This is a genomic window from Streptomyces sp. NPDC001156 (assembly GCF_053598275.1).
In genome coordinates, this window is sequence record NZ_JBSFJX010000221.1 from 1 (window position 1) to 12661 (window position 12661).

Below are 12661 nucleotides of genomic sequence, written 5' to 3' on the forward strand. Positions count from 1 at the left end.
CGCCGCCTGTCCAACGTGGTCTACCGGATCATGAAACGCGACCACCGAAACCAACTCGCCCAAGCCGCTTGACACACAGAGGCGCTGATTGGCTTAGCGAGCCTGAGCGTTGCTCAGCCTTGGCAGCCAATCGCCTTCGTGCCCTGGTACTGAACGACAGGAGCCGCCAGCCCGCGTGGCACGCCCCTCCGGACACTGGTCGACCGGGCCGCAAGACCCGACCGAGGAGGGTGCCCGACGTCGCCTGGGCGCCGGACGTGCACGTAGCACTCTGCCACAGGTTCACTACGCTTCGCTAATCCAACTGGTGAGCCTGTTCGTCTCGCCGTATGCGTCACCGGACCTGCTGGAGCGGCCCGACGACGAGGTGGTGTCCACGGTCTGCGCGCGCCGAGCGGTACCTGCCCGGCTTGACCGAGGCGACGCGTACGGCGTTCGTCGTGCGCTGGCCGCTCGGCCTGCCGGAGGCGACGCCCGCCGCGCTGCGTCTGCGGCGGTCGTTCCTGGACCGTCCCGTCCGCCGCGTCGACTACGCCGGGGACTGGGTGATGCTCCGGCCCAACAGCGAAGCCGCCTGCTGCCGCAGCCGCTCCGGATACGGACCGTACTCACCGATCGGCAGGTACGGCCCGATGAACTCCCACTCTTCGTCCGTCAGTTGCACTCGCGTCACGCATGACGATCTACCGGATCAGGCCTCGGGGCGAGGACAAAACCCAAAGATTGGTCACGACTCGATACGCGCCCTAGTTGTGGTAGCAGCGGAGTCATGGCCGCCCGGTGTCACCCCGAGGGTCGATAGTGTTGCCCCATGAGCGCGTTGGACACGGCCCAGCTTGAGGCCATGATCGAAGAGGCGACTGTCGACGCCTACAACGAGGACGAGCAGCTGACCGGACTGTTCACCATGCTTGAGGAGCACCTCGACCTGCCCTTCACCACCGCGGCTCTCGGCGTCGAGGTGACCGTGCGCGGCATCGACCTCACGCCGGACGGCAGGATCGTCGCCCTGTGCTCTCGCGGAGGCATGCGGCAGTCGATCGGAATCCTGGATCTGCCTCTGCCCAGCCCGGCGCCCGAGGGCGCGGAGTGGATCGAGGCATACCGTCACTGGGCCGGTTGAGGCCGGGCACCTCACACCCACGCGGAACCGGTCTGTGTGAAAGGGCTGAACATCGCTGACGCCGTACACGGCACGCATCGGCGCGTCGGCGAACCGTCGCTGACCGACCTCATCGCGCGCAGTGCCGAGTTGAAAGGGCAGCTGGTCGCCTTCGGGCAGAGCGCCCGCTTCGACCGGTGGTTGACACCCCTCCTGCTGGAGGCCGCAGGGCCTGAGCGCCAGCTGGACGAGGGCGAGGCGATCCGGATCATCGACCACTTCATCCTGCGGTACCGCCTGCCGGACGGTTCGACCGTGGTGGACCGGTTCGTCGCCGGGCGCAAGGACCTGACCGCGGGCGACTGGGAGATGCTGCTCGGCTGGCGCGACCCGGTCGAGGGCATCTTCGAGATCCAGCGGAAGGAAGGGGGTGCCGTCGTCCTGCTGAACCTGGTCGACGACCTGGAGTACCGCACGTACTCGAATGTCGGGCGGGCGGCGTTCCGCGGAGTGTCCAAGGGGAGCTTCCTCCACACCTGTCTGGTACCAGTCCACTCGGCCGGCGGGGCCTGGCTGGTGTCCGGGGCAATGTCGAGCTACCCCAGGTCCAGCTCCACCGAGATCGCCCAGGTCGCCCTGCAACTGGCCACCAGCCGGCCTGAACTGGTCTTCCGCAACCCCCGGAAGGTCGAGCAGGGGTGGCAGGCGATGCGGGAGGACCGGGCCGCGTTCGTCGAGTTCTGCGGCGACGACGAACTGGTCCTTCCGCCTGCCGAAGCCGAGGACCTCCTCAACGCCTACTACCGCCACCGCCAGGAGTCCGCCGTCGCCGGACATCCCGACCGTGCCCGGGGCAGACGGCTCCCCGGCCTGGACCTGCCCTTTTTCGAGTTGCCGCCGGAACTGGCAGGCTCGGACACCATCGGTGTCATCTACGATCAGGTCGACGGGCTCAACTTCTACGCGGACTACGGGATGCTGCGAGACCTCTTCGCAGACCCGGCGCTCGCGGGCCGCAGACAGTACCAGGACCTGCTGCGCACCTACCTGCGCGAGGAGTCGATCGGGCCACTGCCGATCCGCCGACTGGCTGCCGCGCACCCGGAGACAGTCGACGCTGTGTTCCGAAAGCTGCTGCGGAAGCCCGGATTCACCTGGAGCGAGCACGGCGAGGCACTGCTGCGCCGACGCAAGCCCTGGTACTACGCGAACGAGCCCCGCCCTGGTGTCTCCGTCATCGGCGACCGCCTCAGCGCGCTTGCCGCCGGCCGTCGACAGTCACCGTTCACACGGCCGTGATGCTGCGCAACACTGCCCGTCCTCCTTCCATACCGCGTATCCGAAGGTCAATGCGTGAAAGGTGGCAGAGGCTTGACTGACTGGATCTACATCCTGTGCCGTTCAGAAACTCATCGCTGCTGCTCGGAGTAGGTAGGTCTGCGCGCCACGATGGCCTCCTGGAACCCTGGCCGGATGTTCGTCTCGCTGGTGTACGAGGTGGCCCGGAAGCTGCTGTCGGTCCCGGCGGTGCTGGTGCGCCGGCGCGCGGCGAAGGATGCCGAGTTGCTGGTGCTGCAGCATGAGAAACGCGGTGCTGCGCAGGCGGCTCACGGGCCCGGTGCGGTATGAGCTGGCGGACCGGCTGTGGTTCGCGGCAGTGTCCGGGCTGATCCCGCGACGTCGGTGGGCGCGCGTGTTCCCGGTCACGCCCGCGCCCCTTCTGGCGTGGCACCGAAGACTCATCGCACGCACGTGGGGCTACAGCACGCGCCGGAGCAGGCCGGGCAGGCCGCCGACCGCGAGCGCGGTAAGGGCGTTGGTGGTGCGGCTGGCCCAGGAGAATCCGCGTTGGGGCTGCCGTCGGATTCAGGGCGAACTCGTTCGTCTGGGGCATCCGATCGGCACCACGGCGGTCTGGGAGATTCTGACGGCTTCCGGCATCGATCCGGCCCCGCGTCGCAGCGGACCGACGTGGCGCGAGTTCCTGACCGCGCAGGCCCAAGGCATTATCGCCTGCGACTTCTTGCACATCGACCTGATCGACCTGCGCCGCGTGTACGCGTTGGTCTTCCTCGAGCACGGCACGCGCCGACTGCACATTGCGGGGGTTACTGCGCATCCGACGGGCCGTGGACGGTGCAGCAGGCGAGAAATCTCGCCCTCGAGTTGGACGTCCGGGTCGACTCTCTCCGCTTCCTGATCCGCGACCGGGACGCGAAGTTCACCGAGTCCTTCGACGCGGTCTTCGTAGCCGACGACATCGAGGCCCTGAGGACCGCGCCGCGGGCTCCTTGGACGAACGCGCGCTGCGAACGGGCCATCGAAACCCTGCGGCGCGAAGCCCTCGACCACCTGCTGATCTGGAACGAGGCCCACGCCCGGAAGGTCCTGCACAGCTACGCCCGGCACTACAACCACCATCGCCCGCATCAGGGCCGGGGACAGCTTGCTCCCCTCACCCAGGTGCACCCCGCGGCCGCGACCGACCTGACCGCGCGCCGACTCCTCGCACCCGAGTACTCGGCGGTGTCATCAACGCGTACAGATATGCAGCCTGACCACCGGCCACGAGTTTCCGAACGGCACAGGCCGGTGTCCGCGGTCTACGCGGTGCGGCAGGCGCCAGGACCCGAAGCTCCTGACACCCGCCGCAGTACCGTCCGGACGGTCCACATCAGTGGTTGCGGCGACTCACTTGCCGTGCTGCAGGTACGCGCGGGCTACGGTCTGCTGGACGCTGTTGCCGGCGGCGTCCGTCGCGGTCACCCGCAGCGTCACATACCTGTCGCCACGCACGTCCGACGGTCGCTCCACGGTGACGGTGAACTGCCCGGTGCTGTCGTCCTGCACCGTGCGCGCCGTGGTGAAGTTCTTCCCGTCCTCGAACGAGGCCTCGACCTTCAGCTTCACCCCGCGCGGGGCGGCCATGCCGTCCTGCATGCGGGCCGTCAGGCCGAAGTTGTGCGTACGCGCCGAGCCCACCGAGTTCTGCATGTCGACCGGCACGTCGTAGTCCAGCTGGAGCAGCGGCAGCAGGGTCTCGCGCGCCGCGGTGTCCGAGTGGAAGGTCCACGACGTGAGGGTCTTGGTGCCGAACTCCCAGTCGTCCGAGTCGCGGGCGGTCGTCACGTCCAGCCGGTACTCGGCGTCGCCCGCCGGAACCTCGAACTGGCCCGCCGCTCCCCTGTCGGACCTGGCGATCTGCTCCCCGTTGCGGTACAGCACCGCCACGGCTGTGTCACCCTCGTCGTCGGCCCCGGCAGCCCCGGCGCCGAGGGGGCCGAAGTTGGAAAGCTCCGCGAACGACCAGTGACCGGTGCCGGAGTCGTTGAACTCCGGGATGTCCACCGACAGGGTGTCACCGTTGCGCACCGACTTCCGGGACCACCCACGCGGAATCGACGGGCGGACCACCGCTCCGAACCACCGCTCCGTGGCGCTCTGGCCGTGCTGGTAGGTGTGCGGGGCGTCCTGCGACCCGGCCCGCCATGGCCCCTCGAATTGTATCCAGGGGACATCGTGGTGCACGACGTGGTTCCACAGCGTGTCCTCGTCGCTGCTCACGTACTCGACGCGTTCCTGTCCCTGCGGAACGTAGCGGCTCCACTGGTTGACGACGACGTCCTCGTACGGCCGCCACCCGAAACGCTGCTCGATCGCCCACGACGATTGACCGGTGCGGGCGTAGGTGCTGCGGACCACGGCGCTGTTCTGATCCGAGACGGTGTACACCGTCTGCTCGGGGATGGAGCCCTTCCAGACCGGCATCACGTCGTACAGGTACGGGCTTCGCACCGTGCCGGTGAACTTCACCGTCGTGGTGCCCTGCTTGATGCGCTCCAGCAGGGCCGATCCGTTCGTCCAGCCGGTCCGCATGGCCGGCAGTTCCATCCGGTCACCGTCCGGTTCCCAACGGGTCCAGACGGGGCGCCCGGTCGGCTCCCACGCGAACAGGACCGCCTTGGCTCCCGCGGCTGCCGCGATTCGCGTGAACTCGGTGTAATCCTCAGGCCACTTGTACCGTACGACAGCCAGCTTGCCACGGACATTGCGCAGGTCGGGCTCGCTCACCGATCCGGCGTCAACGGCGGTCAGCTGCGCACCCTTGTCCCCGAAGACCGGGGAGAACGCCTCGTAGAACGGGGCGAACCGCAGCGAGGTGCCGGAGACGTCCGCCTGCAGTTGCGGAGCCGTCATCTGCCAGCGCGAGTAGTACTCGAAGGTGCCGTCGGTGACCGGGGCAGTGGGAGTGACGTAGATGCGCGTGCCGTCGTAGTGCTGGTTAATGAAGGTCATGCTGCGGCCGTCGATCTGGCGGTGGAGCACGGTGCTGACGACGCCGTGCTCTTCGGCGGGACGCGGAGTGCGGATCTTCACCTCGCTGAGCTTGGTGGCGTCCAGCGTCACCGTCGTGTCCTTGGTGACCTTCAGCTCGGGGACCAGGACTTCATCTGCCTCGTCGCGCTCATCGGACGTCTCCGAGTACCTGGTGGAGAGGAAGTACGTTCCTTCCTCCACCATGACGGAGTCGGCGAGCGGGTCCGTGTACGCCACGAATCCGTCCGGACCCCAGATCAGCGGTTGATAGCCGTACCTGACATGGCCGTCGCGGAAGCGGAAGTTCGCGGTCAGCCGGTGCTGGGGGGCATGCACCACGAGGGAGACCGTGGTGTGGGCGAGTACGGTGCCGTCGGCGGACTTGGCGATGACGTATCCGTAGTACTTGCCGCGGACGGCGTGCGCCGCGTCGGTGTGCAGCGGAACGTCTGCGGTGGCGCCGGGGGCCAGTTGCACGGTGTCGGAGCCGAGGCTGGCCACCCCGTCGGGGAGCGCACGCCCGCCCTCGGTAGCCAGGCTGACGGCCAGGGAGAGGGTGACCTCGCGGTCACCGGTGTTGGTGTAGTGAACGGTGGCCGTCTCACCTCCTGTGTCACCGGTGTGCAGCGGGGCGAGGGTGACGGTGCCGGTGGCGGTGACCGGGCCGGTGGCGGTGGCCAGGTCGATGCGGCCGCCGCCCTGTTCGGTCACCTTGGTGCCAGGCACCGTGTGGGCGGTGCTGATCAGGGCGTCCTTGAGCTGCCGGGCGTTCCAGTCGGGGTGCTGCTGGGCCAGCAGCGCGGCGGCGCCGGCCACGTGCGGGGTGGCCATCGAGGTCCCGGACAGCGCGACGTAGTCGTTGTCGACCGGGGTGCCCAGGGTGGTGCCGGCCGCGCGGGCGGCGACGATGCCAACGCCGGGGGCGGTCACGTCGGGTTTGACCGCGTCGTCCCCCGAGCGCGGGCCGCGGCTGGAGAAGGGGGCGAGGGAGTCGTTGCGGTCGACGGCCCCCACGGTCAGCGCGGCGTCGGCCGCGCCCGGGGAGTTGATAGTGGAGGAGTCCGGGCCGTCGTTGCCCGCCGCGACGACGAAGAGCGTGCCGGTAGAGGCGGTCAGGGAGTTGACGGCCTCGCTCGTCGGGTCGGTACCGTCGCTGCTCTCACCGCCGAGGCTCATGTTGACGACCTTGGCGTGTTCGCCGGCCGCCCACTCCATGCCGTCGATGACATCCGACTCCGAGCCGAAGCCGCTGTCGCCCAGGACCTTGCCGATCAGCAGGTCGGCCTTGGGCGCCACACCGCGGCGGGTCCCGGACGATGCGGCGCCGGTGCCGGCGACGATCGAGGCGACGTGCGTGCCGTGGCCGAAGTGGTCGACCGTGTTCCCGCTGTCGGAGAAGTCCTTGGCCTCCACGATGCGGTCGGCGAGGTCAGGGTGGGTGGCGTCGACTCCACTGTCGAGCACGGCCACCTTGACGCCCTGGCCCTCGTAGCCGGCCTTCCAGACAGTGGGGGCGTTGATCTGCGCCGTGCTGCGGTCCAGCACCGCCTTCACCTTGCCGTCCAGCAAGACCCGCGGGGTGACCGCGGCCCGGGCGGCGTCCGAGCCCTCGCCGGGGTTGAGCGTCTTCCAGAACGTGCCCAGGTCGTCACCGGCGACCCGCAGCGACCGCGCGTGGATGCTCTCCAGATTACGGGAGGGCGTCCTGGCCGCGTTGAACGCCACCAGTCGGTCCGCGGTCGCCGCGGCGGCCTTCGCCGCCTGCGCGGTGACCCTGGCCCCGGCCCGGGACGGCTCCGGCTGCGAGGAGACGATCAACGGCAGTGCGGAGGTGTGGGCCTCGTCGAAGCCGTCGGCGATCAGGGCCGTCACGTTGAACAGCCGGCGGTCCAGGGTGCCGGCAGCGACCAGCGACTCGGCGTCGAACGGCATCACGTTCAGTGCCTTGTCGTCCCCCTCCAGCGTCTGGAAGGACATCCGCTCGCGGCCCGGTCCGGGCTGCACCGACGCCGTGTGGCGTCCGTCGGGCAGCGTGGTCACGGTCACGCGGTCACCGGTCAGCAGCCGCACGGTCGCGGAGTGCGCCCCCGGCACGGCAGCAGGACGCCCGGCGGCCCCGACGTCCGCCGCCTGCGCCGTGAAGGCTGCCGGTATGACTCCGGCAACCAGAATTATTCCTGTTGATATCGCCGCCGTCAGGCGGATTCTGGACATCAGTGGGACACCTCTCGTTTGGCTGAGGGGGTACAAAAATTCCGAAATAATTGGCTGTCAACGTCACCGTGTTGCTGGCTTCAGGTGTCGCAACTGCGACACCTCTCAACGGCGCCACGCGCCGCCTCGGCTCCGTCGCGCTGTCAGCGCGAGCAGAATCATTCCGAATTGGGCGCCCCCGAAGGAGTCACCCGATGACGACGACGGATCACCTCGCCGGGGCGTGGTGAGGGCGTGTCACCTGCCGGGACTTCCGACTGCGGTGGGCCTGCCGGCGTTGAGCCGATGCCGTGTCGCGAACGGACCTGTCCAGTGGGCGGCTGGCGGAAGAGTCCCCCGCGTGCAGTCCGTTCCTGCACACCGCGACTACAACGAGGTTCACGCCGGCAGGATGAACTTCGTCGAGTCGTGCTGCGACTAGGAGGCACTCACCCGGCTGGAAGGAGCGCGGGTCAGAAGGTGAGCTTCCAGCTGTTGATGTAGCCGCTGTCCACGCGGTACATATCCTGGACCTTCAGTTTCCAGGTGCCGTTGGCGGTCTCGCTTGAGGCGTCGACGAAGTAGGTGGCGATGACGTTGGCAGCCGAGTCGAAGCCGTCGGACCTCTTCAACCGGTACACGGTGCCGTCCGGGGCCACCAGGTCGATGGCCACGTCACCGCGGTAGGGGTGGACGATGTCGACGCCGACCTGCAAATAGCTCGGCGCGTGACCTGCGCGATTGGTGACCTTGATTTTGGAGTACACGGCGGCGCCCGCGTCCGGGATGGCCACGTCGGTGGTGTTCTGGAAGACGTTGCTGGTGGAGACACCCCAATCGAAGGTCGCCGAACCGGTCACATTGGAGGCGTCCTTGACCGTGACTGTCACAGACTTGACGCCGACCGTGGTCGGTGTGCCGGAGATCAGGCCGGTGCTCGCGTTGATCGACAGGCCGGCGGGCAGACCGGTGGCCGAGTAGGTCAGCACTCCGGGGTTGTTGGTGCCGGCCTCGATCTGCAGGTTCGCGGCGGTCTTGACGATGGTGTTCTGGTCGGCCGGCTTGGTAACCGTGACGCGGCCGGGGACGCCGATGGCGGCCCAGGTGTCGGCGACCGTGTTGTAGGTGGCGCTGCCGGCGCCCCACAGGTCAGCGGCAGCCTGCAGGGTTCCGAGACGGGCGCCCGAGTAGTCGGTGGTGGAGGTGAAACGCTCGGTCAGGGCCTTGTACCAGAGCTTGGCGGCGTTGTCCCGGCCGATGCCGGGGACCGAGCGGCCGTTGGCGGTGGGACTGTCGTAGCTGACACCGTTGATAACTTTCGCGCCGCTGCCCTCGGACAGCAGGTAGAAGAAGTGGTTCGCCGGGCCGGACGAGTAATGGACGTCGAGGTTCCTGATGCCGGCATACCAGTTGTCGACTGAGGAGCCGTCCCGCGAAGGCTTGTCCATGTAGCGCAGCGGGGTACCGTCGCCCCGGAAGTCGATCTTCTCGCCGATGAGGTAGTCCCCGGCGTCGCCGGCGTTGTTGGCGTAGAACTCGACCGAGGTGCCGAAGATGTCCGAGGTCGCCTCGTTGAGGCCGCCGGACTCGTCGCCGTAGATCAGACCCGCGGTGGCGGCGGTGACGCCGTGGCTCATCTCGTGGCCGGCGACGTCCAGCGTGGTCAGCGGGTGGCTGTTGTCCGGGCCGTCACCGTAGGTCATGCAGAAGCAGCTGTTGTCCCAGAAGGCGTTGAAGTAGGTGTCGCCGTAGTGGGTTCGGGAGTAGGCGGCGACTCCGTCGTTGCGGATGCCGTTGCGGCCCATCACGTTCTTGTAGAAGTCCCAGGTCTCCTGGGCGCCGTAGGCGGCGTCCACACCAGCGGTCTGGGTGTTGGACGGCAGGCCATCGCCCCAGGTGTCCGTGGAGTTGGTGAACAGGGTGCCGGTGCCCGAGTCGCCGTGGTTCAGGTCGTACGTCGCCTGCCCGCCACGGGTGTTGTCCGTCATGCTGTACGTCGAGCCGGACAGCGTGGTCCCGATGCTGACCTGCCCGCTGTACTGGCCGTTGCCGACGCCGGTCTCGATCCCCTGGTACTCGAAGAGCCTGGCGCCGGTCTTCGCATCCGTGATGACGTGCAGCCGGCTCGGCGTGCCGTCGTCCTGCAGACCGCCGACGACGGACTCCCAGGCCAGGACCGGCGCGCCGGAGGCCGCCCAGACCACCTTGCGGGTACTCATGACGGCCGGACTCGTGGCGCCCTTGGCCTTGGCGCGACCGATCGCGAAGGTCCTGGCCAATGCGGCGGACCGGGTCGCGGTGGTGCTCGGCACGCTGATGACCTCATTGACGGCCTTGCCGACCCCCTTCGAGGTTCCGTCAGCACCCGTGTGCACGACCAGGTCGCCACCGAGGACCGGCAGGCCCGCGAAGGTGCGCTCGTAGCGGGTGTGCACGGTGCCGTCGGCGTCCTTGAGGGCCGACTTGGGGATCAGCTGCTCCTGGGCTCCCAGGTGCAGGGACCGGGCAGTGGCCGCACGGTCCGCCTGGGCCTTCTTCAGGAGCTTCGCCTGCTCCGGGGCCGAGAGTTGGACAGGAAGCGCGCCCACTCGGGGCTGAACCCGGACGGGGTTGGCGTGCGCCTGCGGCGCACCGGCCGTCGCGGTGCCGGACGACGCGGCGACAGCGAGCAGCGCGGCACTGGCTATCAGTGCGCCCGCGGTAACTGTGCTGCGGCGTGATCGTCTCACTCGGACTCCTTTTGCGGCGACCGCTGGATGGCGGCCGGTGACAATCCGAGCAGGCGGGTTCTGGTGCTGCCCGGTCAGAACTGGTGGTCTGGTGGGGATATACGGGGTCGCTGCGTCGAAGGCGTTCACAGCGTAGTGAGACACCTTGTGACACCGTTGGGGTACGTCCTTCAGAAATAGACCGGCAGGGCAACACGTGTCACCAGCCTCGGGTGTCGCAACTGCGACATGTCTCAACACCGACACGCGCCGCATGCCGCCGCTACGCTGTCAGCGCGGAAACTTGTCATGATTTGGGCTCTGCTCCGTGGTCGGTGGTGATGCTGAGTCCCTGCCCGCGCCCATGAGGCACAGCTGATGTCAACTCTTCTGCGAACACGGTGTTTCCGGGTGGTCTGGGGCTCGGGATGACCGTCTGTGCGGTCTTCGACCTGCCGTGCGACCGCGCTCGTGGTGTGGACGTCGCCGCGGCCGGCTAGCGGTGGATCGTCGAGCGCCTCTTCGCCCACCTGATGCGAAGTCGCCGCCTGACACGCGACTTCGAGTGCCGCACCGCCAGCGCCGAGGCGATGGTCTACTGGTCGATGATCCTGCTCATGACCCACCGCCTGGCCCGCTCACGCCCTGCACGAGTGTGAACCGGCCCGGCCGCTGCTCGGCCAGCCAGCCACGGGCGACCAGGCGTTTCGTATTCGACCGCAGCGCCTCCACCCGCGCCGGCACCACGTCCACGCCGAGCGCCGTGGCCATCTCCTGGCAGGTCAGCGGCCCTTGATGAAGCCGGGCCCGGTCCGCAAGCGCCTCAAGGATGCGCCGGGAGTCCACCGACAGTACCGACCAGGCCAGCCCCTGGCGTCACACCGGCACCTGCGACTTCGGCTTCACCGCATCCCCGCACGCCGATGGCGCGTCCGCATCCCACGCACCCGAAGCGACCTCCGCCTCGGCGGCGTTGCCGTCGTCCGGAGCCAGCACCGTATCGACCCGCCTGCGGGCGATCGCCCACTCCTGCCATTCCCGTGGCCGAAGCGGCCGTCTCATTCTGATGTTGTGTCACTTCACGTCATGATCAAGGCGGCCGACCTCGTGCCCGCAGCCACCCCCATCACGCCGCCGACCAGCCGCGACGAACACCGACAGAGCTATCTACAGATGCCGTGCCTGTACCGTCTCCCGGGCCAGCTGCCGCGAGTCCCGTCGCGGGGAGCAGTCCGCGACCTGCGCCATCACGTCCCCGAACGCGGCCGTCCACTCCTGCTGAGCTATCGTGGCCTCCACGGCCACCACGCCTTGCGTTGTCTTAACAAACGACCATGATCGCGGTGGCCGTTCCCATTGCCCGCGCCGCCCCTGACCTGCGCAGACGCCAATGATCAAGACTTACCGCTACCGCGAATGCGTGGTTAACGTGTGACACGGTGCCTGTTTGGGGATTGACACACTCACACTGTTTCACGATGATCACTCGCATGTCGCGAAGGCAACCATGTCGGGACTCCTCCGCGAAGTCCCGATCGTCTCCAGGTCCGAACCCGCGCTGACGAACGCCGGGCTTTGCCGCCGATGCACCTGCACAAACGCCGTCCGGCCGCACATCGCCTCGAACGCCGCCGCCACCAGGTCGCCAACCTCGACACCGGGTTCCCAGTACAGGCCGGCCGGACTTCGGAAAGTGGCCCGTCGAACGAGACGTCGCCGGCAGGCCGGTACACCCCCATACGACCCAATCCGGTGCCCACGGACCTCCTGACAGGGCAGCACATAACAGAGAAGCCCTCCTGTGGCCGCCACAAAGCCGTTCAGTCATCGGCGCGTCCGGTGACGACGCCGGGGTTCCGGTGCCGGAGTCCGGAAATGGTCCGCGCGCGAACCGCGCGGGCGCCCAGTGGCGAGGCCAACCGACGGAATTCGATGACCTGCTGAAACACGGCCTCTGCCGCGTGGCCGCCCCGTGAAGGAGCACAGAGTGTCCCGGTGAACCGCGGTACCCCGGTGTCGTCCGTCTCGGTGCCACCTCTTCGACGGGGTCGACGCACGTCAGCTCGCCGCCGCCCTCTCCCTGGCCGTCGACGTCACCCAGGACGAAGGCCTGCAGTACGTCGCCACCTTCAACGCCGACGACCTGGACAAGGCCACCCGCCTGGGCTTCGGACCTGGCACTTACATCCGGCAGCCCCACCTCAGGGACGAGATCGACACCGGCGGGCTGTTCGGCTTCCGTTTCTGGCTCTCCCGGCATGTGTGTGGGCGCGTGGAGGGGATCTCGGCGTCAAAGCGCTGACCGGGTTGGACGATCCTGTCGGGGGCGGTGGAATGTAGG

General features: G+C 68.2%; 6 protein-coding genes and 3 pseudogenes. 4 read left to right on the top strand and 5 right to left on the bottom strand.

Features of this window, described 5'->3' with window-relative positions; all coding sequences use genetic code 11:
* Positions 1-529: 529 nt before the first annotated feature.
* Positions 530-673, bottom strand: a complete 144-nt coding sequence (locus tag ACWDA7_RS43995; RefSeq protein ID WP_450612652.1) for a hypothetical protein — start codon at positions 671-673, stop codon at positions 530-532.
* Between the two features lie 138 nt (positions 674-811).
* On the opposite strand from ACWDA7_RS43995, the gene ACWDA7_RS44000 reads away from it, so the two are divergent.
* The 3 genes and pseudogenes from ACWDA7_RS44000 to ACWDA7_RS44010 all read left to right on the top strand — a co-directional run bounded on the left by ACWDA7_RS44000 (position 812) and on the right by ACWDA7_RS44010 (position 3660).
* Positions 812-1123, top strand: coding sequence for a calcium-binding protein (locus ACWDA7_RS44000; RefSeq protein WP_450612642.1), 312 nt, complete (start codon positions 812-814; stop codon positions 1121-1123).
* A gap of 36 nt (positions 1124-1159) precedes the next feature.
* Positions 1160-2401, top strand: a complete 1242-nt coding sequence (locus ACWDA7_RS44005; RefSeq protein ID WP_450612644.1) for a hypothetical protein — start codon at positions 1160-1162, stop codon at positions 2399-2401.
* A 174-nt stretch (positions 2402-2575) separates the two neighbouring features.
* Positions 2576-3660: pseudogene (locus ACWDA7_RS44010) on the top strand (integrase core domain-containing protein).
* A 133-nt stretch (positions 3661-3793) separates the two neighbouring features.
* On the opposite strand, the gene ACWDA7_RS44015 reads toward ACWDA7_RS44010, so the two are convergent.
* From ACWDA7_RS44015 to ACWDA7_RS44030, 4 genes and pseudogenes are all read right to left on the bottom strand, one after another.
* Complete coding sequence (locus ACWDA7_RS44015; RefSeq protein WP_450612646.1) at positions 3794-7633, bottom strand: S8 family peptidase; 3840 nt, start codon at positions 7631-7633, stop codon at positions 3794-3796.
* Between the two features lie 452 nt (positions 7634-8085).
* Positions 8086-10341 carry a M4 family metallopeptidase gene (locus ACWDA7_RS44020; RefSeq protein ID WP_450612648.1) on the bottom strand — a complete coding sequence of 752 codons (2256 nt, stop codon included), beginning with the start codon at positions 10339-10341 and terminating at the stop codon, positions 8086-8088.
* Between the two features lie 594 nt (positions 10342-10935).
* A pseudogene (locus ACWDA7_RS44025) lies at positions 10936-11382 on the bottom strand (hypothetical protein).
* 105 nt (positions 11383-11487) lie between these two features.
* Positions 11488-11619 carry a hypothetical protein gene (locus tag ACWDA7_RS44030; RefSeq protein WP_450612650.1) on the bottom strand — a complete coding sequence of 44 codons (132 nt, stop codon included), beginning with the start codon at positions 11617-11619 and terminating at the stop codon, positions 11488-11490.
* A 745-nt stretch (positions 11620-12364) separates the two neighbouring features.
* Between ACWDA7_RS44030 and ACWDA7_RS44035 the strand changes: the two are divergent.
* Positions 12365-12622, top strand: a pseudogene (locus tag ACWDA7_RS44035) (DUF2326 domain-containing protein); the annotation flags it as partial.
* Positions 12623-12661 lie beyond the last annotated feature (39 nt).

Bases quoted from the DNA above. Each gene is read 5' to 3' on its own strand.
- ACWDA7_RS44000 (WP_450612642.1), top strand. From the start codon at position 812: ATGAGCGCGTTGGACACGGCCCAGCTTGAGGCCATGATCGAAGAGGCG.
- ACWDA7_RS44015 (WP_450612646.1), bottom strand. From the start codon at position 7,633: ATGTCCAGAATCCGCCTGACGGCGGCGATATCAACAGGAATAATTCTG.